This window comes from Novosphingobium capsulatum NBRC 12533 (assembly GCF_001598375.1).
GTDB lineage: Bacteria > Pseudomonadota > Alphaproteobacteria > Sphingomonadales > Sphingomonadaceae > Novosphingobium > Novosphingobium capsulatum.
In genome coordinates, this window is record NZ_BCYV01000015.1 from 1 (window position 1) to 20,534 (window position 20,534).

At 66.2% G+C, this 20,534-nt stretch carries 19 protein-coding genes; 4 read left to right on the top strand and 15 right to left on the bottom strand.

The features are described 5' to 3' along the window. Nucleotides 1-44 precede the first annotated feature (44 nt). A complete protein-coding gene (locus SCA01S_RS14600; RefSeq protein WP_157088993.1) occupies nt 45-2,840 on the bottom strand; it encodes a TonB-dependent receptor plug domain-containing protein in 2,796 nt (931 codons plus the stop codon). Between the two features lie 204 nt (nt 2,841-3,044). Here SCA01S_RS14600 and SCA01S_RS14605 point away from each other — a divergent pair, with 204 nt between their 5' ends. Continuing rightward, nucleotides 3,045-4,991: an isoaspartyl peptidase/L-asparaginase gene (locus SCA01S_RS14605; protein WP_062787148.1), complete on the top strand. Its 1,947-nt coding sequence runs from the start codon at nt 3,045-3,047 to the stop codon at nt 4,989-4,991. A 117-nt stretch (nt 4,992-5,108) separates the two neighbouring features. On the opposite strand, the gene metH is transcribed toward SCA01S_RS14605, so the two are convergent. The 4 genes from metH to SCA01S_RS14625 are packed head-to-tail and all read right to left on the bottom strand — an operon-like array spanning nt 5,109 to nt 10,775. Beyond that, complete coding sequence (gene metH / locus SCA01S_RS14610) at nt 5,109-7,745, bottom strand: methionine synthase (protein ID WP_412103053.1); 2,637 nt, start codon at nt 7,743-7,745, stop codon at nt 5,109-5,111. Further along, nucleotides 7,745-8,809 (bottom strand): homocysteine S-methyltransferase family protein, encoded by a 1,065-nt coding sequence (locus tag SCA01S_RS14615; RefSeq protein WP_062786870.1) that lies wholly within the window; start codon nt 8,807-8,809, stop codon nt 7,745-7,747. The genes metH and SCA01S_RS14615 overlap by 1 nt, the downstream gene beginning before the upstream one ends. Next, a complete protein-coding gene (metF, locus tag SCA01S_RS14620; protein WP_062786873.1) occupies nt 8,806-9,747 on the bottom strand; it encodes a methylenetetrahydrofolate reductase [NAD(P)H] in 942 nt (313 codons plus the stop codon). Before metF ends, SCA01S_RS14615 begins: the two co-directional genes overlap by 4 nt. 5 nt (nt 9,748-9,752) lie before the next feature. Beyond that, on the bottom strand, nt 9,753-10,775 hold the full coding sequence (locus tag SCA01S_RS14625) for an ArsR/SmtB family transcription factor (RefSeq protein ID WP_233251067.1): 1,023 nt from the start codon (nt 10,773-10,775) through the stop codon (nt 9,753-9,755). Between the two features lie 203 nt (nt 10,776-10,978). Between SCA01S_RS14625 and SCA01S_RS14630 the strand changes: the two genes are divergently transcribed. Together SCA01S_RS14630 and SCA01S_RS14635 are read left to right on the top strand one after the other, a co-directional pair. Next, nucleotides 10,979-11,326, top strand: a complete 348-nt coding sequence (locus tag SCA01S_RS14630; RefSeq protein ID WP_054132703.1) for a hypothetical protein — start codon at nt 10,979-10,981, stop codon at nt 11,324-11,326. A gap of 61 nt (nt 11,327-11,387) precedes the next feature. Continuing rightward, nucleotides 11,388-11,585, top strand: a complete 198-nt coding sequence (locus SCA01S_RS14635) for a hypothetical protein (protein WP_062786878.1) — start codon at nt 11,388-11,390, stop codon at nt 11,583-11,585. Between the two features lie 285 nt (nt 11,586-11,870). On the opposite strand, the gene SCA01S_RS14640 is transcribed toward SCA01S_RS14635, so the two are convergent. Both SCA01S_RS14640 and SCA01S_RS14645 read right to left on the bottom strand, forming a co-directional pair. After that, nucleotides 11,871-12,830, bottom strand: coding sequence for a cation diffusion facilitator family transporter (locus SCA01S_RS14640; RefSeq protein WP_062786881.1), 960 nt, complete (start codon nt 12,828-12,830; stop codon nt 11,871-11,873). Nucleotides 12,831-12,886: 56 nt separating this feature from the next. Continuing rightward, complete coding sequence (locus SCA01S_RS14645; RefSeq protein ID WP_062786884.1) at nt 12,887-14,149, bottom strand: RsmB/NOP family class I SAM-dependent RNA methyltransferase; 1,263 nt, start codon at nt 14,147-14,149, stop codon at nt 12,887-12,889. Nucleotides 14,150-14,221: 72 nt separating this feature from the next. On the opposite strand from SCA01S_RS14645, the gene SCA01S_RS14650 reads away from it, so the two are divergent. Then, the gene (locus tag SCA01S_RS14650; protein WP_028658353.1) at nt 14,222-14,410 is read left to right on the top strand and encodes a DUF1674 domain-containing protein; all 189 of its coding nucleotides are present in this window, start codon (nt 14,222-14,224) and stop codon (nt 14,408-14,410) included. Nucleotides 14,411-14,428: 18 nt separating this feature from the next. On the opposite strand, the gene SCA01S_RS14655 is transcribed toward SCA01S_RS14650, so the two are convergent. From SCA01S_RS14655 to tldD, 8 genes are all read right to left on the bottom strand, one after another. Further along, a complete protein-coding gene (locus SCA01S_RS14655) occupies nt 14,429-15,109 on the bottom strand; it encodes a murein L,D-transpeptidase catalytic domain-containing protein (RefSeq protein ID WP_245652646.1) in 681 nt (226 codons plus the stop codon). A gap of 54 nt (nt 15,110-15,163) precedes the next feature. Further along, nucleotides 15,164-15,652 carry a GNAT family N-acetyltransferase gene (locus SCA01S_RS14660; protein ID WP_062786890.1) on the bottom strand — a complete coding sequence of 163 codons (489 nt, stop codon included), beginning with the start codon at nt 15,650-15,652 and terminating at the stop codon, nt 15,164-15,166. Further along, entirely contained in the window at nt 15,649-16,227 is a 579-nt protein-coding gene (locus SCA01S_RS14665; protein ID WP_167542908.1) for a DUF4919 domain-containing protein, read from the bottom strand. The genes SCA01S_RS14660 and SCA01S_RS14665 overlap by 4 nt, the downstream gene beginning before the upstream one ends. Nucleotides 16,228-16,235: 8 nt before the next feature. Next, nucleotides 16,236-17,375 carry a flavodoxin-dependent (E)-4-hydroxy-3-methylbut-2-enyl-diphosphate synthase gene (gene ispG, locus SCA01S_RS14670; RefSeq protein WP_062786895.1) on the bottom strand — a complete coding sequence of 380 codons (1,140 nt, stop codon included), beginning with the start codon at nt 17,373-17,375 and terminating at the stop codon, nt 16,236-16,238. A 54-nt stretch (nt 17,376-17,429) separates the two neighbouring features. Then, a complete protein-coding gene (locus tag SCA01S_RS14675) occupies nt 17,430-17,948 on the bottom strand; it encodes a GNAT family N-acetyltransferase (RefSeq protein WP_062787157.1) in 519 nt (172 codons plus the stop codon). Nucleotides 17,949-17,981: 33 nt separating this feature from the next. Further along, nucleotides 17,982-18,536 (bottom strand): DUF924 family protein, encoded by a 555-nt coding sequence (locus SCA01S_RS14680; RefSeq protein ID WP_054132698.1) that lies wholly within the window; start codon nt 18,534-18,536, stop codon nt 17,982-17,984. Between the two features lie 15 nt (nt 18,537-18,551). Further along, on the bottom strand, nt 18,552-18,974 hold the full coding sequence (locus SCA01S_RS14685; protein WP_022678142.1) for a hypothetical protein: 423 nt from the start codon (nt 18,972-18,974) through the stop codon (nt 18,552-18,554). 90 nt (nt 18,975-19,064) lie between these two features. Next, entirely contained in the window at nt 19,065-20,507 is a 1,443-nt protein-coding gene (gene tldD / locus SCA01S_RS14690) for a metalloprotease TldD (protein ID WP_062787160.1), read from the bottom strand. Nucleotides 20,508-20,534: the final 27 nt, after the last annotated feature.

Here is a 20,534-nt window from a genome sequence, read left to right on the forward strand (position 1 = left end):
GGCGTGTACCGACACGCCGCCCGCTGTTGTATGCGGCTGACCGGTTACAGCCCCTTCCCGCCCAGCTTCCAGGTCAGTTGCAGATAGAAGCTGCGCCCCACGCCATCGAACCACGAGATGTCGTAATAGGGATAGCTGCCATAAGTGCGATCGACATTGGGGCTGGTATCGAACAGGTTGGTCACCGTGCCCGAAACCTGGACATGGTCGGTGATTTTGTACTGGGCCGAAAGGTTGAACGTGGTGGTCGGCTTGATGAACGCCGTTTCGTCATAATTGGGCAGGCGGCCGAGCATCTGGCCCTGCAGCGTGGTCGTGAACTTGCCGTTGACCAGGGTGAGGCTGGCCGTGCCCTTGTCACGCGGGATGTCATAACCGCTGTCATAGGCCAGCTTGTTGATCACCGCGTCGCCGGCATACTGGCGGAACGTGTGATTGAACACATAGGTGTACCCCAGTGCAAAGCTGAGGAAGCCCAGCCCCTGGATTTCCGAGGCGCGCCAGTGGAACGCCACGTCGATGCCGTCGGTCTGTTCGCGCGCCACGTTGATCGGGTTGACGTAAACCCCCTGAAGCTGCCCTGCGAAGGCGCCGGAAGCATAGCGCTGCACCCGCGCGATGGCATCGAGGCAGGTGGGTGAACTGGCATTGACCGCCGCGCCCGAGACGGTTTCGCCCAGCACGCAATCGGATTCGCGGCGTAGCAGTTCATCCTTGCTGAGATCGAGCACCTGGTTTTCCAGCGTGACCTTGAAGTAATCGACCGAAACATCGACCGCGCGATCGGGCTGCCAGAACACCCCGGCGTTGATCGACTTGCTGGTTTCGGGCTTGAGCGCGCGGTTGCCGCTGCGGTGGCTGGTGATGCCAACCTCGTAATCGTCGCACTGGCTATAGGTGGCGCCGGCATTCTCGCGCCGGCAGGTCAGGTAATCGGTGCCATCGGGATGGGTGTCACCATTGCCCGAAAACACATAGTGGAGATCGGGCGCGCGAAAGCCGGTGCCCATCGCGCCGCGCAGCAGCAGGCGGCTGGTCGGGCGCAGTTCTGCGCCCAGGTTCCAGGTGGCCTTGCCAAAGCTGTTGTCGACCACGTGGAAATGGTCATAGCGCGCCGCGCCGGAGAGCTGCAGGAACGAGAGTACCGGCACGCGCAGTTCGCCGCCCAGCGCCCAGTGGCGGCGGCTGCCCTTGCCGTCGCTGTCGGTCAGGCCAACGTAATAGTGCTCCAGCGCCTTGGGATCGGGCCGCAGGTCATAGCCCTGCCCGCCATATTCGCCCACCAGCGCCACGCCCACGGCCCCTGCCGGCAGGCGCAGGACTTCGCCGTTGGTCAGGCTGAAAGCGAGGTTATCGGTATAGGAACGCGGGTGATAGATCGCGTTTTCGGTGATCGAATTGTACTGCGATGTGGTGAGCGGGGTATAGAACCGCGCCGGATCGGCCGAAAACACCGCATAGCCGCTATCGGGGTCAACCCCCTGCTGCTGGCCCAGGAAAAAGGCATTGCCCTTGGAGATCACCACCTGCGGGAACGATACCTTGCTGCGGTATTCCGAGTGGTTGAACGACAGCTCATAGGCCCAGGCCTGGTTCTTGCCGAACTTGCCGCGCAGGCCCGGCGTGACCGTGAAGCTGACCGAGCGGTTGCGCGTCATGCCGTTGCGCAGGCCGCCCATTTCCTCGGGCGTGAACTGGCGATACCAGTTGTCCAGCTTGGTCGGATTGAGGCTGGTGGGCATCTGCGTGTTGTAGAACGTGCCCTCCTGGTTGCCGTCGGCGGTTTCGTAATACCAGGTCAGCACATCGGGCAGCAGCGCCACCTTGCTGTAGCTGGCCTGGAAATCGGTGAACAGTTCCATGCCATTGGGTAGGTCGAGCCCGATCGCGCCAAAGGCGTTCACCGATTTGCGCTCTGAAATCATCGTGCCATAGGCGACCGAGCTGTTCGAGCCGCAGTAATAGCCCGGCCCGCCATCTGCGCCATAGCGCGGGCGGCTGGCGCGGAACGTGCTGCCGCCGTTGAGGCCCGACAGGCTGGCGCAGGTCGCCGCGCCGGGATCGAGATAGTCGGTATATTCATCGGTGCGCAGGAACGTGCGGCGCGCCAGCCCGCCAACCGGATCGTCCAGCACCGAATCCTGCCGTGCGCGCTGATATTGCCACAGCGGCTTTTGATAGAGGCCTTCCACCCCGATCACGCCATGAAACGCGCCGGCATTCCAGCCGGTGGTCAAGGTCAGCCGGTGCGAGGCGCCGCCGCCGTGCTGCGTATCGCCATAACGATAGTCGATCCGCGTGCCATCGACGCTTTTCTTGAGCTGGAAATTGACCACGCCCGAAATCGCGTCCGAGCCATAGATCGCCGATGCGCTGCCGCTCAACACTTCCACCCGCTCGATCAGGCCGACGGGAATGTTGGAAATGTCGGTGAAATTGCTCTGCCCGTTGAAAGGCAGGGGAAAATCGGCAATCCGCCGCCCGTTGACCAGCACCAGGGTGTGATTGGGACCAAGCCCGCGCAAGTCCACCTGCTGCGCGCCGGGCGTGAAGGCCGCGCCATTGCCCGATTGCTGGCTTTGCGTTTCGCCGCCATTTTGCGTGAGCGCGCGCAGCAGATCGGGTACCGACTGATAGCCATTGCGCAGGATGTCCTGCGCGGTCACGGCGGTGACCGGCGCGGGCCCTTCCATTTCCACGCGCGGAATGCGGCTGCCCAGCACGACGATCGCGCTTTCGGGAGCCGGGGTATCGTCCGCCTGGGACGCGACCGGCAATTGCGTGATAGACGCTGGCGCTTCCTGCGCATGGCCCGCGCCTGCCACGGCCAAGGCACTCATGGCACCACCCGCAATCAACCAAACCCTGGAAATGCGCATTATTGACAGCCCCCTGTGATCGCGCTTCGATAGGGGCTTATGGTTACAAGCAAATCCTATTTGCAACCATAATTCGCCAAATAATACAGTATCAATTGCAACTGTTACACGCTAACCACAGCAAAAGATGGCATATCAAGGGGCACGGGAATGCAGTTCTGGCGCATGGGATTGATCACAGTGGCAGGCGCACTGGCGCTGGCCAGCGGCGCGGCAGGCGCCTCGGAAGCAGGCTATACCCGCTATGTCATCGGTGATCTTGCCGCCCCTACCCCGGCCAAGGTAGCACCGGGCCTGCTGCTGGCCGGCGGTGGCGAATGGGACAGCGATGCTTTCCGCTGGTTCGTGGCGCAGGCCGGGCATGGCCATATCGTGGTGCTGCGGGCATCGGGCGCAGGCGATGCCGGCGATGAGTTCATGCACAGCATCGGCGGCGTCACTTCGGTCGAAACCTTCGTGTTCGATGATCGCAAGGCGGCAAGCGACCCGGCCGTGCTCGCCGCCGTGGCCAAGGCCGATGGCGTCTATATCGCCGGGGGTGACCAGGCACGCTATGTGCGTTTCTGGCAGGGCACGCCGCTGGCCACCGCGCTCGACCGGCTGGCTGCCAGCGGGCACCCGATCGGCGGCACCAGTGCTGGCTTGGCGATCCTGGGCGCGCATGTCTATGGCGCGATGGACGGCGGCAGCGCCACCTCGGGCCCGGCCTTGCGCGATCCCCTGGGCGAAGGCGTGACGATGGTGGAGGATTTCCTACACCTGCCGCGCATGGACCATGTCGTCACCGATACCCATTTCACCCGGCGTGATCGTCTCGGCCGCCTGATCGCCTTTGTGGCCAAGACCCGCGCGACCACGCCCGACAAGGCCGCCGTGGGCCTGGGCGTGGATGAAGGCGCCTCGCTGATCGTCGATGGCGCGGGCAAGGCACGGCTCAAGGGGCCGGCCGGCACCTATGCCTGGCTGGTGCAGCCGGTCGGCGCGCCCGGTGCCAAGCCAGGCCAGCCGCTCGATTGGCCGGCGATCAAGGTGACCGGGATTGGCCCTGACAGCGTGCTGGACTTGGGCACCCTGGCGGTTACGGCGCCGGCCTTTGCCGGCACGGCCAGCGTCAAGCAGGGCAAGCTCGCCGGCGTGCCCTATCCGGCCGATGCCGGCTGGTCGCTGGCCATTCACGGTGGCGCCGGCGCCGCGCCGCGCGGGGAAACCACGCCGGCCGAAGATGCCTCGTATCGCGCCGGGCTCAAGGCTGCGCTGGCCGCCGGGTCGGCCGTGCTCAAGGCCGGCGGATCGAGCCTGGATGCCGTGGAAGCGGCCGTGCGCGTGATGGAAGATGATCCGCAGTTCAACGCCGGACGCGGCGCGGTGTTCGATGCCGAGGGCAAGAACCAGCTGGACGCCGCGATCATGGACGGCAGCACTGGCGAAGCAGGCGCCGTGGCGGCGCTGACCACTACCAAGAACCCGATCCGCGCCGCGCGCGCCGTGATGGAGCATTCCCGCCACGTGCTGCTGGCCGGTGCGGGCGCAGACCAGTTTGCCCGCGAACAGGGCATCGAGCAGGTCGATCCCAAGTACTTCTTCACGCAAAAGCGCTGGAACGACTATCTGGAATGGAAGAAGGAGCATGTCAGCGCGCTGTCGCCGCGTGTGCTCGATGCCACGCCGCGGCCCGAGCACCGCTATGGCACCGTTGGCGCGGTCGCGCGCGATGTCCACGGCCACCTTGCTGCTGCCACGTCCACCGGCGGCCTGACCGGCAAGCGCTGGGGCCGGATCGGCGATTCCCCGCTGATCGGCGCGGGCACTTACGCGATCGATGGCAATTGCGCGGTGTCTGCCACCGGCACGGGTGAATACTTCATCCGCCAATCCGCCGGCCGCCAGGTGTGCGACCGTATCGCCTGGCGCGACGAAAAGGTGGGCGAAGCGGCGCAGGACACGATCGACGAAATCGCCGAAATCGGCGGCGATGGCGGGCTGATCGCGATGGACCGCGATGGCCACGTGGGCTTTGCCCTCAACACCGCCGGCATGTTCCGCGGCTCGATCAGCAGCAAGCAGGCGCCCGAAGTGGCGATCTACGCGGACGAAAAGCCGGTGCATCCCTGATCTTTTACTCCCCCTCCTCTTCAGACGAGGGGGTCGGGGGGTGGTGCTGGACCTCGCGCCAGTTTTCCACCACCCCCACCCCCCTCCTCTGAAGAGGAGGGGGCTTTTTGCCCAAACTTAGTCCAGGTTGGGGCGTAGCCAGCGTTCGGCCACGGCCAGATCCACCCCGCGCCGCGCGGCATAATCGGCCAGCTGATCGCGGCCGATGGTGGCCACGCCGAAATACTGGCTGTCCGGGTGGGCGAAATAGAAGCCGGAAACTGCTGCGGTGGGCAGCATGGCCTGGCTTTCGGTGAGGACGATGCCGGCATTGCCCGGCGCATCGAGCAGGTCGAACAGGATCGGCTTGAGGCTGTGGTCGGGGCACGCCGGATAGCCGGGCGCGGGGCGGATGCCGCGATATTCCTCGCGGATCAGCGCCTCGTTGGTCAGTTGCTCGCCCGGTGCATAGCCCCACAGGGTGGTGCGGACGTGGCTGTGCAGGCGTTCGGCAAAGGCCTCGGCAAAGCGATCGGCCAGCGCCTTGAGCAGGATGTCGGAATAGTCATCATGCCCGGCCTGGAAGCGCGCCAGGTGCGGCTCGATCCCATGGATGCCCACGGCAAAGCCGCCCAGCCAGTCACCCGCCGGATCGATGAAATCGGCCAGGCAGAAGTTGGCGCGGCCCCGGCTCTTGGCAAATTGCTGGCGCAGGAACGGCAAGCGCACCATCTGCTCGTCGTCATCGGGATGCAGCACGACATCGTCGCCATGGCGCGCCGCCGGCCAGAAGCCGCAGACGCCCTTGGCCGTCAGCCACTTTTCGGCAACGATCTTGTCGAGCATGGCGCGGGCATCGGCATAGAGACTGCGCGCGCTTTCACCCACCACGGCATCGTCGAGGATCGCCGGATAGGTGCCCGCCAGTTCCCAGGCGCGGAAGAACGGCGTCCAGTCAAAACATTCGACCAGATCGGCCAGATCCCATTCGGCAAAGACGTGCAGCCCGGGCTGCGCCGGCGGCGCTGGCTTGTGTGCAAATTCGGCGACGAAAGCGTTGGCGCGCGCGTCTTCGAGGCTGAGTAGCTTGGAGCCGCCCTTGCCCGCGCGGGCATCGCGCACGTGCTGGTATTCGTCGGCCGTGGCGGCGATGAAACCTTCGGCCTGGGTATCGGACAAGAGCTGGCTGGCCACGCCCACGGCGCGGCTGGCGTCGAGCACGTGGACCACCGGGCCGTCATAGGCCGGATCGATGCGCAGCGCAGTATGCACCTTGCTGGTGGTGGCGCCGCCGATCAGCAGCGGAATGGTCATGCCGGCGCGCTGCATTTCCTCGGCCACGGTCACCATCTCGTCGAGCGAGGGGGTGATCAGGCCGGACAGGCCGATGATATCGGCATCCTGCTCGCGCGCGGTGTCGAGGATCTTGGACCACGGCACCATGACGCCAAGGTCAATCACTTCATAGCCATTGCACTGGAGCACGACGCCGACGATGTTCTTGCCGATATCGTGCACGTCGCCCTTGACCGTGGCCATCACGATGCGGCCCTTGGGGCGCGCGCCGGCTTGCTTTTCCGCCTCGATATAGGGGATCAGGTGGGCCACGGCTTTCTTCATCACGCGGGCCGATTTCACCACCTGCGGCAGGAACATCTTGCCCGAGCCGAACAGGTCGCCGACCGTGTTCATGCCTGCCATCAGCGGGCCTTCGATCACCTCGATCGGGCGCCCGCCGCGCGCGGCAATCGCGGCGCGGGCTTCCTCGGTGTCTTCCACGATGTACTGGTCCATGCCCTTGACCAAGGCATGTTCCAGGCGGCGCACCACGTCCCAGCCGCGCCATTCCTCGGCGGCCTTTTCTGCCGCTTTGTCCTTGCCCTTGAAGCTTTCGGCCAACGCGATGAGGCGTTCGGTCGCATCAGGGTGGCGCATCAGCAGCACGTCTTCGCAGGCATCGCGCAAGACCGGGTCGATCTGGTCGTAGATGTCGAGCTGCCCGGCATTGACGATGGCCATGTCCATGCCGGCGGGAATGGCGTGGTAGAGGAACACCGAGTGCATCGCGCGGCGCACCGTCTCGTTGCCGCGGAAGCTGAACGAGAGGTTCGACAGGCCGCCCGAGATATGCACGTGCGGGCAGCGTTCCTTGATCTCGCGCGTCGCCTCGATGAAATCGAGGGCGTAGCGGTCGTGCTCCTCGATCCCGGTGGCCACGGCAAAAACGTTGGGATCGAAGATCACGTCTTCGGGCGGAAAACCGATACCCATCAACAGGTCATAGGCGCGGCAGCAGATTTCCACCTTGCGCTCCCGCGTGTCGGCCTGGCCCTTTTCGTCAAAGGCCATGACGACAACGGCGGCGCCATAATCCATGCACAGGCGGGCATGGTGCAGGAACGCGTCTTCGCCTTCCTTCATCGAGATCGAATTGACGATCGGCTTGCCCGAAACACATTTCAGGCCGGCCTCGATCACCTCCCACTTGGAGCTGTCGATCATCACCGGCACCCGCGCGATGTCCGGCTCTGCCGCGATCAGCTTGAGGTAGGTGGTCATGGCCTCGACCGCGTCGAGCAGGCCCTCGTCCATGTTGACGTCGATGATCTGCGCGCCGTTTTCCACCTGCTGGCGCGCGACTTCTACCGCCTTGGCATAGTCGCCCGCCAGGATCAGCTTCTTGAACGCGGCCGAGCCGGTGACATTGGTGCGCTCGCCCACATTGACGAAACGCGAGCCGGAATTGGTCATCCCGGTGGTGTTCTGTTCGGTCATCACTTGATCATCACAAACGGTTCGAGGCCGGCAAGGCGGGTGAGCGGTTCGGGCTGGGCTAGGCTGCGCGGCGCCAGGCCGGCAACCTTGCGCGCCATGGCGGCGATATGCGCGGGCGTGGAACCGCAGCAGCCACCCAGCACGTTGACCTGGCCCGCCACGGCCCATTCGCCAACGAGGCCAGCGGTCGTGTCGGGCTCTTCGTCATACTGGCCCAGTTCGTTGGGCAGGCCGGCGTTGGGATAGATCATGATCAGCGTGTCGGCGGTTTCGGCCAGGGCTTTGACATGAGGGCGCAATTGGGTGGCGCCGAACGAGCAGTTGAGGCCCACGGTCACCGGGCGGGCATGGCGCACGGCATACCAGAATGCCTCCACCGTGTGGCCCGACAGGTTGCGGCCCGAAAGATCGGTCAGCGTCATCGACAGCATGATCGGCACTTCGCGGCCCAGTTGCCGCTCCAGTTGCTTGACCGCCATGATCGCGGCCTTGCAGTTGAGCGTGTCGAACACGGTTTCGACCAGGATGAAATCGGCACCGCCTTCGACCAACGCCTCGGCCTGCTCGCGATAGACCTCCACCAGGAAATCCCAGTCGATCTCGCGATATCCGGGATCGTTGACATCGGGCGAAAGCGACAGCGTCTTGTTGGTCGGGCCGATGGCGCCGGCCACAAAGCGCGGGCGACCATCGCGCGCGGCAAATTCATCGGCAACGCGGCGGGCCAGGGCCGCCGATTGCAGGTTGATCTCGCGCACGAGGTGTTCAGCGCCATAATCGGCCTGGCTGATGCGGTTGGCCGAAAAGGTGTTGGTTTCGGCAATGTCGGCGCCCGCCTCGAAATAGGCGCGGTGGATCGCCTCGGGCACGTCTGGCCGCGTCAGCGCCAGGATATCGTTGTTGCCCTTCTGGTCGTGGGTGAGGCCCAGGCTGCCAGCATAATCCGCCTCGGTCAGCTTGCGGTTCTGGATCTCGGTGCCAAAGGCGCCATCGGTGATCAGGATACGCTGGCGCGCCTGATCGAGCAGCGCGGCGCGCGCCTGGCTGGGGGCAAGATCGGTCATGCGGCATTCTCCAGGCCGGCGGCGCCGTGCGGGCGGCGGCCCAGCAGATGGCAGATGGCATAGCTCAGCTCGGCACGGTTGAGCGTGTAGAAGTGGAAATCACGCACACCGCCGGCGTAGAGGCGGCGGCAGAACTCGGCCGAAACCGTGGCCGCCACCAACTGGCGCGAGGCCGGGTGCGTGTCGAGCCCGGCAAACAGGCTTTCCATCCAGGCTGGCAGTGCCGCGCCACAGGCAGCGGCAAACTTGCGCGTCTGGGCAAAGTTGGACACCGGCAGAATGCCCGGCAGCACCGGCGCATCGATCCCGGCCGCAGCCAGCTTGTCCTGGAAACGGAAGAAGGTTTCCGGCTCGAAGAAGAACTGGCTGATCGCGCGGCTCGCACCGGCATCAAGCTTCCGCTTGAGATTGTCGATGTCTGCTTCCTGGCTGGGCGAATCCGGGTGGCTTTCGGGATAGGCCGCGACCGAAATATCAAACGGGGCAATCGCCTTGAGCCCGGCCACCAGTTCGGCGGCATTGGCATAGCCATCGGGGTGCGGGGTGAACGGCACACCGGGCGCGCCCATGTCACCACGCAGGGCGACGATGTGGCGCACGCCCGCTTCCCAGTATCCTTCGGCCACGGCGCGGATTTCGGCCTTGCTGGCGTCGACGCAGGTCAGATGCGCGGCGGCCGGCAGCCGCGCCTCGCTGATGATGCGCGCAACCGTGTCATGCGTGCGGTCGCGGGTGGAGCCGCCCGCGCCATACGTCACCGAGACGAATTCGGGCTGCAGCGGCGCCAAGGTCTGCACCACGTCCCACAGCTGCGCCATCAGCGCATCGGTCTTGGGCGGAAAGAATTCGAAGCTCACCCGGATATCGCCGGGCAGGCCGGCAAACAGCGGGGTATCGAGCGCGGTGCGCGCCTCGCGCAGCTGGTCGTAGCGGGTCATGGGTCTCAGCTCTTGGTAAAGGCGGAAGAGGGGGGCGCCGCAGCGGCAGCGGGATCGCGGCGCCGGGCGGTCCACAGCTTGACGATCAGTTCGTGCCCGGCCAGCGCCTGTTCGGCGAGCGGGGTAAACCCGGCATCGCCCAGCAGCTTGGCCATCTGCGCATCGGAAAAGCCCAGGCGGGCATGGGCATGGGCCAGGCGCAATTCCTCGCGATCGTGCGCGGCAAAATCGACCACGGCAATGCGCCCGCCCGGGGCGGTGACGCGCGCGGCCTCGGCCAGCACGGCCTCGGGTGCCAGGGCATAGTGCAGCACCTGGTGGAACAGCACCGTGTCGAACCCGCCATCGGCAAACGGCAGCGACAGGAAATCCCCTTGCACCAGATCGACCTGTCCGGCCGGCAGGCCCTGCAGCCGCGTGCGCGCCAGGCGCAGCATTTCCGGGCTCTTGTCGAGCGCAGTGACGTGGCTGGCACGCGGCGCGAGCAATTGCGCCATGCGACCGGTGCCGGTGCCCACGTCGAGCAGGTGGCCGAGCGGCTGGCCCGCGCCGGCCGCATCGAGCAAGCCGATCAGCGCGGCCTCCACCGGGCCATCGGCGATGTGCAGGCTGCGCAACTGGTCCCAATCGGCAGCATGGCGGGCAAAGTATTCGGCCGCGCTCGCCTCGCGCGTGGCGCGGATCGCGTCGAGATGCTGGCGATCCTCGCGCACTTCGCGGGCGAAATCAGCGTCCTCCGCCTCGGCCGCGGCAAGCACGCGGGCCAGCGCCGTGCCAAGCGCGGAGGGCGCCCCGCGCCGCGCGGTTTCTTCGGCAATCGCCGCGCGCAGGAACACCCAGCCACCCTCGCGCCGCCGCTCGGCCAGGCCCGCATCGCACAGGATCTTCACATGGCGCGAGACGCGCGGCTGGCTTTGGCCCAGTACCTGCGCAAGCTCACCCACGGCCAGCTCCATGCTGGCCAGAAGGCGCATGATGCGCAGGCGCGTGGGATCGGCCAGGGCGCGCAAGGATTCGAGCAGGTTCATGAGCAGTGGCATATAAAGCAACCTTTATATCGGTCAATCCATATAAAGAGTTCTTTATATCCGTAAGCAAGCCTTACGAACGGCATTGATCCACCAAGGATGCCCAGCCAAGTTTGCCATTGGCTTGACACTGGCGCGCCGGTAATACCCATAGGGCAAGTTTCGGCCATGCGCCGACAGGAACGAACAAGGAAGCCCCCACGATGAAGAAGCTCTTCCCGACGGCCATTGCTGGCGCTGCCCTGGTTGCCGCCGCGCTGTCGCTCTCCGCCTGCGGCCGTTCGGACGATGCCTCGACGGAAGCCTCGCCCGACAACGTGGAAATGCCGGCCGACGAATTGCCCGCCACCGACGTTTCGGCTGCCGCCCCGGCCCCGGTCGATGCCCCCGCCGCCGATCCCAGCGCCGCCGCGCAAACCGCCGAAGACGCCGCCCGCAGCGCCGCCGACAATGCCGCCGCCGCAGCCGACGCTGCCAAGGCTGCCGCAGCCGCCGCCGAAGCGGGCGATGCCAGCGCGAACGGTGGCGCCAACAGCAACCCCAAGATGTAACAGGCCCATGGCGCGAAGCGGTGCCTCGCACTCTTCGCGCCAGCCTGCCCCTCATCTGACCATGCGCGCATTTCTGGCCCTTGCCCTCATGCTGCCGCTGGCGGCTTGCCAGCAGGACAGCGACCCCGGCCCCGGCGGCGTCACCCGCGGCGAAGCCCGCGCGCTCGATGAAGCCGCCACCATGCTCGACAGCCGCCCGGCCCCGCCGCCGCTGGTCGATGCCACTGTGCCGGCAGACGCGGCATCAGCGGCGCCTTAAGAAGATGTTTCGCGCAGAGGCGCTGAGGCGCGGAGATTCCATTTTCTCTGCGCCTCAGCGCCTCTGCGCGAACAAAAAATCGCCCACGTGCGGACGTTCTCGCATTTTGCGCAAGCAGAATAGCTGGACCCCGGATCAAGTCCGGGGTGACGATGAGTTTTTACGTCATCTCTATTTTCTCGTCACCCCGGACTTGATCCGGGGTCCAGCTTAATAACGCGCTAAGTCTGCGATCATCGCGCCAATAACAGCCTGCCACCAATCCCGGCTGACCCCGCCAAACCCTTAAACCTCCAGCGAGCAACCGCCGCAATCGTCGGTTTCCACCTGGATCGTGGTATGGCCGATGCCGAAATCATGCTCCAGATCGTGTGCCACATGGGCCAGGAATGCGTCGCCTGGGTGGCCCTGCGGCATGATCAGGTGCGCGGTCAGTGCGGTTTCAGTGGTGCTCATCGGCCAGATATGCAGATCGTGCACCCGCGCCACGCCCGGCATGGCGGCCAGCGCGGCACTGACCTTGTTCGGATCGATCCCCGGGGGCACGGCCTGAAGACCCAGCTTGAGTGAGTCGCGTGCCAGACCCCAGGTGCCCACGGCAATCACCACCACGATGACCAGGCTGGTCAGCGGGTCGATCCAGGTCCACCCGGTCATCGCCATGGCGAGGCCGGCGAGCACGACGCCTGCTGAAACAGCCGCGTCGGCGGCCATGTGCAGATAGGCGCCGCGCAGGTTGATGTCGTGCTTGCTGCCACGCATGAACAGCAGGGCGGTAAAAGTGTTAATGACGATGCCGATCGCCGCGACGATCATCACCGGGCCGGGCGACACCGCCTCTGGCTCCATCAGGCGGCGCACGCTTTCCACCAGGATCGCGCCCAGCGCCACCAGCAGCAGCGCGGCATTGCCGAGCGCGGCCAGGATCGAGCTGGACTTGAAGCCATAAGTGAAGCGGCCCTGCGGCGGCCGCGCCGAGAGCACGCTGGCGCCCCAGGCCATGAACAGGCTCAGCACGTCGGACAGGTTGTGCCCGGCATCGGCGACCAGCGCCATCGAGCCGCTGACGATGCCATAGCCACCCTCGACCACCACGAACGCGGTGTTGAGCGCAATCCCCAGGGCAAAGGCGCGGCCGAAACTGGCCGGCGCATGGCTGTGCCCTGGGCCATGGTGGTGGCCGTGGTCGTGCCCATGGTCATGAGCATGGGCGTGGTGGTGATCGTGGTGATGGCCGGCAGACATGGCGCCGGCTTAGCCACAAAAATCGCGCCGGCAAAATGAATTGCCGGGCATTTGCGTCACCCCTGGCGCCACCGCGCGGCAAAGAACCCGTCGATGCCGCCCTCTTGCGCCAGCATGCCAGGGTCGCTGCGCAGCCATCCCTGCGGCGTGGGCGCAATGCCCGCCGGCAATTCGCCCTCCTGGATCGGCGCCGGATCGAGACCGGCAAAGGCGGCAGCCTGCGCCTCGCCCTCGGCCGGTTCGAGCGAGCAGGTGGCATAGACCAGCGTGCCGCCCGGCCGCAGCCAGGCAGCGCTGCGTGCCAGCATCTGCGCCTGCAACTGGGTCAACTCGTCCATCGCGGCCAGGCGATGCAGCACATCGGGATGGCGGCGGCAGGTGCCCGTGGCACTGCATGGCGCATCGAGCAGCACGGCATCGAACGGTTCATCGGGCTGCCATTTCAGCGCATCGGCCTGCACCACCGTGGCCGCCAGGCTGGTGCGCGCCAGGTTGGCCGACAGCCGCTCCAGCCGACGGGCCGACTTGTCGAGCGCGGTGACGGTCCAGCCCGCGGCGGCCAGTTGCATGGTCTTGCCGCCGGGCGCGGCACAGAGATCGAGCACGCGCCGCCCCTCGCCCGCGCCGAGCAGGCGCGCCGGCAGGCTCGCCGCCAGGTCCTGCACCCACCATGCACCCTCGGCAAAACCGGGCAGGCTCTCCACCGCCTGGCCGCGCGGCAGGCGAACATGGCCGGGCAACAGCGACTGCCCGCCCAGTTCCTCCACCCAACGCGCGGTTTCGCCTGCGTCGCGCAGGCTGAGATCGAGCGGCGGCGGCGTGGCAATGCCGGCGGCGATCGCGGCGGTGCGGCCGGGCCAGGCCTGATCCCAGCGCGCGGCCACGGCCGGCGGCAGGGTGGGCGCATCAGGCAGCGCCGCCCCACGCTTGAGCAGCGCGGAAAACACCCCATGGGCCAAGCGGCGCGGACCGCCCATCAGCAGCGGCAGACCCGTGGCGATCACCGCATGCGGCGGCAGGCCCAGGCGCAGCGCCTGCGCCAGCATCAGTTGCAGCACGGCGCGCGCCTTGGCATCGTCGGGCAGCACGGTCTGCGTGGCGCTGTCGATCAGCGCATCGAGATCGGGCAGCCAGCGCAGCGCCTCTTGCACGATGGCCATGGCCAGGGCGCGGTCATCGCCACGCTCGATCGCGCGCAGCACCGGGGGCGCCGCCTGGTCCAGCGGGTCGCCACGGCGCAACACGGCATCAAGCAGGCGCAGCGCGGCGCGGCGCGCGGGCACGCCGGGGGTCTCATCGGTCTGTCGGTTAGGGGCCATCTCCGCGCCTATCGCGCCTTATGCCCCATTTGGCAATTGCGCGCGAAGACGCAAAGGCGCATGGCCATCCGCATGGACAAGCCGCTTCCCGCCAACCGGCAGCGCGCGACGCAGCGCCCCGCGCCCTTTGCCAAGCCCGCCCACTGGACCGATGCGCCGGCCCCGCCGCCGCGCGTGGCCGAGCCCACGCAAGACCCTGACGGCCTTGACCCAACCCGCTATGGCGATTGGGAAAAGAACGGGATTGCGATCGACTTCTGAACGGAGTGTCGGGCCGCCTCAGGCCAGGCCCAGGCGATCAGCATAGATCAGCCGACCGGCGGCCAGACGCCACAGCGCCTGGGTGAAATCCGCCTCGGGCAGCGCAAAGCAGCCATCACTGCGCCCGAGCTTGCCCCATTTGGCCAGCATGTCCGGGTTGGCATACCACGCCGGGTGCACCACGATCGCGCGGTCCTGCGCCATGTTGTTATCGGGATCGACCCCGGTAAGCCGGATCGAGCTGCCATATTTGCCGCGATACCATTCGTTGGTCACGAATGCCCCTCGCGAGGTCGCCAGGCTGTTGATCTGGTTCGAGAAGAACTTGAGAAAGCCATCGTGCTCGGGATCGGAGCCACGGCCATGGGCTACCAGGATCGAATCGACCCGGCCAGCCTGCAGATCGGCAAAGTGGAAGCGCGGCAGTGACGAGGGCAGCGAGAAATCGGCAATGCCGACCATATCGGTGTGCCACAAGAGATTGGCCACGCGATCGCGCTGCTGGGCCGCCACATCCAGTACGCGGCGATGCTGCTGCGGCATCGACCAGGCCTGGGCAAACACGCGTGGCGCGCTGGCGGCGCCGGCAAGCGCACCACCGGCGGCCACCATGCCGCGCAGCACGCCGCGCCGTGACGTGCCCTCGGCATGCACGCTGCCGGCTGCGGCGCCGGTCTTGTCTGCCAGATGCTGCTTCATATCCCGATCATGCCATGGTTTTCATGGGTGAAAGCTGAACAAGGTTACCACGGATCAACCTTGGCTCACAGCCCCGAGTTGCTGCAACGCAGCACTATCTACCCGAATGATCCGCCATTCGTCCATCATGCGTGCGCCCAGTGACCGGTAGAACGCGATCGACGGCGCATTCCAATCGAGCACCGACCATTCCAGCCGCGCACAGCCGCGCGCCACGGCAAGCCTTGCCAAGGCCTGCAACAGCGCCTTGCCCAAGCCGGCGCCGCGCGCCTCAGGCCGCACGTAAAGGTCTTCCAGATAAATTCCCGGCTTGCCTTCGAACGTGGAAAAGTTGTGAAAGAACAAGGCAAAGCCCTGCCCCACGCCGTCCTGCTCGGCCACCAGCACTTCGGCCATCGGGCGCGGGCCGAACAGATGCTCGCCCAGCGTGGCTTCGTCAAAGCGCACCGCATGCGAGAGCTTTTCATAGGCAGCCAGATCGCGAACAAGCTGCGCCACCAGCGGCAGATCAGCGCGCGTGGCCGGGCGCACCGCGATCGTCATGGCGCCGGCACCAGGGCATCGACGCCGATCCAGATCGTCATTGGCTGGCCACCCATCGGCGGCGTCGCGGTGATCACGGCATAGGCATGGCCACTGTCGCGCAACGTCGTTTCCTTCGTCACGGTAAAGCCCAGCAGGGCCAGCGCGGTGTCCTTTTCCGCCGCGCTCACCACGTTCCAGGCGCGCTCTCGCGTTGCGCCGTCCTGGCCGCCGGTGATGCCGCGCAGGAGGATCAGGATCTGGGCGTGGCGCAGGCGCGCCTCATCGGCGCGGCCCAGGCGTGGCAGGGCCTGTTCTTCCAGATAGAGCGCATTGAGATTGAGCGGATCGATCGCGCGTTGCGCCTGCGCCATGGCGAGGCTGCGCGCGGGATCACGCTCGATCGTGGCCCAGGCCGATTGCGCCTGGTCCCATTCGGGCACGGTGCCCCCCAGACGGGCACGGTTCTGCCAGCGCAGCGCGCGTGCATCCACGCTGGCATCGCCCTGCTCGAACCGCGCCAGCCCGGCCTGAAACGCGTCCTGCGCCAAGGCTGGCCCGGCCGCGATGATCAGCGGCGCAGCCAGCAGCACCATGGCCGGCTTCACTCTGCCGGCTCGCCCACTTTGGCCGCAGCCGCATCGGCCGCAGCTTCCATTTCGGCCGCCTTGGCCTCGACCAGAGCGACGATATGATCGAGCATCTCTTCGGACTGCACGGTGTGATCGGTCACGCCCGAGAGATAGACCATGTGCTTGCCATTGCCGCCGCCGGTCAGGCCGATATCGGTTTCGCGCGCTTCGCCCGGACCATTGACCACGCAGCCCAGCACCGAGAGCGAGATCGGCGTCTTGATATGCTGCAGCCGGGCTTCCAGCGCCTCGACCGTGCGGATCACGTCAAAGCCTTGGCGCGCACAGCTGGGGCACGACACCACGCGCACGCCGCGGGTGCGCAAGCCCAGGCTCTTGAGGATTTCAAAGCCGACGCGCACTTCCTCTTCCGGCTCGGCCGAAAGCGAGACGCGCAAGGTATCGCCGATGCCGGCCCACAGCAGGTTGCCGATGCCGATCGCCGACTTGACCGTGCCGCCGATCAAGCCACCAGCCTCGGTAATCCCCAGGTGCAGCGGGCAATCGACTGCTTCGGCCAGGCCCATGTAGGCCGATACCGCCAGGAACACGTCAGAGGCCTTCACCGCCACCTTGTATTCGTGAAAGTCGTGGTCTTGCAGCAGCTTGATATGATCCAGCGCGGATTCGACCAGTGCTTCCGGGCACGGCTCGCCATACTTTTCAAGCAGGTGCCGTTCCAGGCTGCCGCCATTGACGCCGATGCGGATGGCACAGCCATTGGCCTTGGCCGCGCGCACCACTTCAGCCACGCGATCGGCCGAGCCGATGTTGCCGGGGTTGATGCGCAGGCAGGCCGCGCCCGCGTCAGCCGCTTCCAGCGCGCGCTTGTAGTGGAAATGGATGTCGGCGATGATCGGAATGCGCGAGGCCTTGACGATCTTGCCGAGCGCCGCCGTGCTCGCCACGTCGGGGCAGGACACGCGGATAAGATCGGCGCCGGCATCCTCGCAGCGGCGGATCTGGTCGATCGTGGCCACGGCATCTTCCGTGGGCGTGTTGGTCATGGTCTGGACGGTGATAGGGGCATCGCCCCCGACCGGCACGCTGCCCACCATGATCTGGCGGCTCTGGCGGCGCACGATGGTGCGCCAGGGACGGATCTCGCTCATGATCCAGGCTTATACCGCCTGCCCCGCGCCATGGCCACCCGGCATGAAGGGTGATCAGAGCTTGCAGGCGTAAAGAAATTCCGGGTCGCAGTGGTTGCCCACCCAGAATTCGATATCGGCAATCTTTTCAAAGCCAAAGCGATGGTAAAAGCGCTGCGCATCGGGGTTGTCGCTATAGACCGTGAGCTGAATCTCGTCGGCGCCACGATCGCGCGCGGTGCCCATCGCCCAATCCATCAGCTGCCGGCCCAGCCCGCCGCCGATGTGCGCGGGATCGGTATAAAGCTGCTTCAATTCCAGCGGCTTTTGCGGGTGCGTATAATCGCGCGGCAGCGTGCTATCGAGCACCAGCTTGCAGAACGCGACCAGCCGGCCATCATCCTCAATCACGGCGATGCGCATGCCCGGATCGGCGATCTGCCGCGCCGTTACCGCGTCGCTATGCGCCTCTTCCATGAACGCGGCAAAGTCTTCCGGCTTGTAGAGATGCTCGAACTTGGCCGAGATCGCGCGGCGGGCAAGGTCGGCCAGCGGCAGGGCATCAGCGGGGGTGGCAAGGCGCAGCGTCGTCATGCCAGGCTGCATAATGGCCTGGCGCGGCAATTGCTACCAATGGTTGCCGGCAGCCACGGCGCGCTTTTCCGCCGCCGAACTCACCCGGCCGAGCACGGCGTTGCGGTGGGGAAAGCGGCCAAAGCGCCAGACCATGCGCGCATGCGCCACGGCAAAACTGCGGATATAGCTGCTGCCCAGCGCGGTGAAGCGGGCGACGCTCTCGCGCTGCACCACGCGGTCTTCGCTGTGCATCAGGGGCATCAGCAGGAATTGCCGCGCATCGCGGTCCAGCCCGCGGTCCCAGCCCCGGTGCAGGGCAACGCGGGTGAGCGCCAGGGCCAGATCGTCATAGGCAAAGGCCTGGGCGCTATCGCGAAAGGCATTGCGCGGCACCTGGTCGAACAGCAGCACCGCCGCGCGCAGCGTGTCACGGTCCTTGGCCAATTCGGTGAGCGGCTGCGCCGCGATCGGGCCCAGCAGGGGCGCGAAACGATCGGCGATCGCCGCGTCGATTGCGGGATCGTTGGCAAAACGGGCCTGGGGTGACAACGCACGGAACCAGAAATGCAGCAGATCCTGCGCCCAGAAACGCGGCGTCGTCACCATCGATTGGCCTATCCGTCAGTTCGCCTGCGCCACTTTGTCGGGCTTGGTATAGGGAATGAACTTGTCGAGCCCGACAAACCCGCGCCAGAAACCGCTGGTGCGATCGCGCAGTTGCACGGTGTCGATCGCGCAGAGTTCCGAACCGGTCAGCCGGGTGACCAGGATATCATCGCTGCGCAGCGATTCGGCGCCGGTGCGCGGCTTCTGGACATAGAGCGTGCGGCCCGAATCATAGACGATCGCGGTCTTGTCAAAGACCTGCGATCCGGCAACGGTGGGCATGTAGATGCAATCCACCGGCTTGCCCGGCACGCGCCCTTCCAGGCGCTTGTCCAGTTCCTGTTGCGGGGTCAGCCGCGGCTTGGCTTCGGCCATGGTTCCGGCCAGCGCCATGCTGCCCACGGCGAGCGAAAGAGCCAGCATTTTTGCCTGCTTCATCATGATTCGCCTCTTGGTCTTGCGTGTCTCGATCTTATGCCCGGCAGAATACCATGCCGGCGCTGAACTCCACCTGAAAAATGCGGAAGGTCAGGCCGTGCCCCCCACGGTGAGCCCATCGACCAGTACAGTGGGCTGACCGACGCCGGCCGGTACGCTCTGCCCGCCCTTGCCGCACACCCCGACGCCTTCATCCAGCGCGAAATCGTTGCCGATCCCGGTCACCCGCGTCAGCACGGTCGGGCCATCGCCGATCAGCGTGGCGCCCTTGATCGGATCGCCCAGCTTGCCGTTCTTCACGCGATAGGCCTCGGTGCAGGTAAACACGAACTTGCCGCTGGTGATATCCACCTGGCCGCCACCGAACGACTTGGCAAAGATGCCGTCCTTGACGCGCGACAGCAGTTCGGCCGGATCATCGTTGCCGCCACGCATGAAAGTATTGGTCATGCGCGGCATCGGCGCATGGGCATAGCTTTCGCGCCGGCCATTGCCGGTGGGCGCCACGCCCATCAGCCGCGCATTGAGCCGATCCTGGATATAGCCTTTGAGGATGCCATCCTCGATCAACACGTTTTCCTGGGTCGGCGTGCCTTCATCGTCGATCGAGAGCGAGCCGCGTCGCCCCTGCCCGCCCAGGCCCAGCAGCGTGCCATCGTCCACCACCGTCACGCCGGGCGCCGCCACGCGCTGGCCGATTCGCCCGGAAAAGGCGCTGGTGCCCTTGCGGTTGAAATCGCCTTCCAGGCCATGGCCGACCGCCTCGTGCAGCAGCACGCCGGGCCAGCCCGGGCCGACCAGCACGGTCATCTCGCCCGCCGGTGCGGCCACCGCAGAAAGATTGGTCAGCGCCTGGTGCAGCGCCTGGTCGATGCCGCGGTTCCAGGTTTCGGGCAGGAACAGATCGTCATAGAGCCGGCGCCCACCGATCCCGAACGAGCCGGTTTCGCGGCGGCCCTGCTCTTCGACCACGACCGACACGTTGAGCCGCACCAGCGGTCGCACGTCATGCGCGACAAAGCCGTCAGCGCGCACCACCTCGACCACCGACCACGAGCCGGAGAGCGAGGCAGAGACCTGCACCACGCGCGGATCGCGGGCACGGGCGGCGGCATCGATCTGTTCGAGCAGGCGCACCTTGGCCTCGAACGGCACGCCATCAAGGGGCGAGGCATCAGTGTAGAGATGGCGGTTGCTGTGGCGCGGTGGCGGCGCCGGCTGGCCCTTGGCCGGATCGAGCAGCTTGAGCGTTTCGCCCGCCCGAGCGATCGCGGCGGCCGACACCTCGTTGGCATGGGCAAAGCCGGTCATCTCGCCCGACACGCCGCGCAGGCCAAAGCCGGCATCGCGCGAATAGTCGGCCGTCTTCAGCCGCCCGTCGTCAAAGCCAAAGCTTTCGCTGGCCACGAATTGCAGGAACAGCTCGCCATCATCGCACGCGCCCAGCGCGCCGCGCACCAGGCGTTGCGCGTCATCGGGGGTGAGCAGGCCGGGGCGATAGAGCAGCGAGCGGGTGTCGGCAGAAAGCGTCATCCCGCCGATATAGGCACGCGCAGGGCC